The 1914-nt window shown below is 68.3% G+C and carries 3 protein-coding genes; all 3 read left to right on the top strand.

The annotated features are described in order from the left end of the window. On the top strand, positions 1-1020 hold a 1020-nt coding region (locus HHX40_RS35450), incomplete at its 5' end, for a Mu transposase domain-containing protein (protein ID WP_220499982.1). Beyond that, positions 1017-1730 (top strand): ATP-binding protein, encoded by a 714-nt coding sequence (locus tag HHX40_RS35445; protein WP_310738422.1) that lies wholly within the window; start codon positions 1017-1019, stop codon positions 1728-1730. The genes HHX40_RS35450 and HHX40_RS35445, both read left to right, overlap by 4 nt. Continuing rightward, complete coding sequence (locus HHX40_RS38065; protein ID WP_310738421.1) at positions 1658-1840, top strand: ATP-binding protein; 183 nt, start codon at positions 1658-1660, stop codon at positions 1838-1840. Before HHX40_RS35445 ends, HHX40_RS38065 begins: the two co-directional genes overlap by 73 nt. Positions 1841-1914 lie beyond the last annotated feature (74 nt).

Raw genomic sequence — 1914 nt, 5'->3', positions numbered from 1 at the left:
GGCTGGCCGTACTCCGAAGGGCCGTTGAAGAAGCTGCTGGCGCGTATCCGCCCGGAGTATGTCGGCATCGATCCGGTGGATCGGGTGACCTATCAGCCCGGCCAGCTCACGCAGTGCGATCTGTGGTTTCCCGAGCCGCGGATCCCGGTCGGTCAGGGGCAGCAGCGGATGCTGCCGGTGCTGGTGATGACGCTGGCGTTCTCCCGGTTCATGACCGCGACGATGATCCCCTCCCGCCAGGCAGGGGACATCTTGTCGGGCATGTGGGCGCTGATCAGCGGGATCGGCCGGGTGACCACGACCCTGCTGTGGGACCGGGAGTCGGCGATCGGCGGCACCGGACGCGTCAGCGTCCCGGCAGCGGCGTTCGCGGGCACGCTGGCCACACAGATCAAGCTGGCCCCGCCCAGGGATCCGGAATACAAGGGCCTGGTCGAACGCCACAACGGGTTCTTGGAGACTTCGTTCCTGCCGGGACGGACCTTCGCCTCACCGGCGGACTTCAACGAGCAACTGACCGGGTGGCTGGCCCAGGCCAACACCCGCACCGTCCGCTCGATCCAGGGCCGCCCGGTGGACCTGCTGGAGGTCGACTACCAGTCGATGCTGCCGCTGCCGCCGCTGGCCCCCGCGACCGGCCTGCACCACCGCATCCGGCTCGGGCGTGACTACTACGTGCGGGTCGACACCGTGGACTACTCCGTCGATCCCCGCGCCATCGGCCGGTTCGTCGAGGTCACCGCCTCCCCACAGGAGGTGCGTGTGGTCTGCGATGGCCAGGTCGTGGCCTGCCACGCCCGTAGTTGGGCCAAGCACGGCGTGGTCACCGACCCCGCCCACGCCCACGCCGCCGCCGCGATGCGCCAGGCGCTGGCCGCCGAGCGGCACAGCCGTCAGGCAGCCACCCGCTTCCACACCGACGGCCATGCCGTCATGCTGCGGGCGCTGCCGGACTACGACGCCCTGTTCGGCGTCGACTTCGACCCATCCGCACACAGCACGGAAGCGAGCAGCCAGTGACCACAGCCGCCACAACGCCGCAGGTGATGCCGGCCGCACCGCCCAAGGACGGCCTGCCGTCGCTGATCGCCTACCTCACCCGGGTACTGAAGACGCCGACCATCGGCGCGTTCTGGGAGGAACTGGCCGCCCAAGCCCGCGAGGAGAACTGGTCGCATGAGGAGTACCTGGCCGCGCTGCTGCAGCGTCAAGTCGCCGACCGCGAATCCAAGGGCACCGTCATGCGCATCCGCACCGCCCACTTCCCCCAGGTCAAGACCCTGGAGGACTTCAACCTCGACCACCTGCCCTCACTGCGCCGTGACGTGCTCGCCCACCTGGCCACCGCCACCTTCGTCGCCAAGGCCGAGAACGTGATCCTGCTCGGGCCACCCGGAATCGGCAAGACCCACCTGGCCATCGGGCTTGGGGTCAGGGCATGCCAGTCGGGCTACTCGGTGCTGTTCGACACCGCCAGCAACTGGATTACCCGGCTGTCGGCCGCGCACCATTCCGGGCAGTTGGAGACCGAGCTGAAGAAGATCCGCCGTTACAAGCTGATCATCGTTGACGAGGTGGGCTACATCCCCTTCGATCAGGACGCGGCCAACCTGCGTTCTTCCAGCTGGTGGCGTCCCGCTATGAGCAGGGCTCGATCATGGTCACCTCGAACCTGCCCTTCGGCCGGTGGGGGGAGACCTTCTCCGACGACGTCGTCGCTGCGGCGATGATCGACCGGCTTGTTCACCACGCCGAGGTCCTCACCCTCACCGGCGACTCCTACCGCACCCGCCAACGCCGCGAGCTGCTGGCCAAGGAGAACCGCGCCAACCGCGACTGAGCCAACCCCGGGGGGTTAAAGTTCCCGGAACCGCTGGGGGTCACTATCGGGAGTCCGTTGACAGATCCTGGCCA

Origin of the sequence: Microbispora sp. H10949, assembly GCF_014161435.1 — a bacterium.
Classification (GTDB): domain Bacteria; phylum Actinomycetota; class Actinomycetes; order Streptosporangiales; family Streptosporangiaceae; genus Microbispora; species Microbispora triticiradicis.
The sequence above is the reverse complement of the archived record's forward strand: the minus strand, read 5'-3'. Positions and strand labels throughout refer to the sequence as shown.

Coding starts and splice junctions, on each gene's coding strand:
- HHX40_RS38065 (WP_310738421.1), top strand. CDS start 1,658: ATGGTCACCTCGAACCTGCCCTTCGGCCGGTGGGGGGAGACCTTCTCC.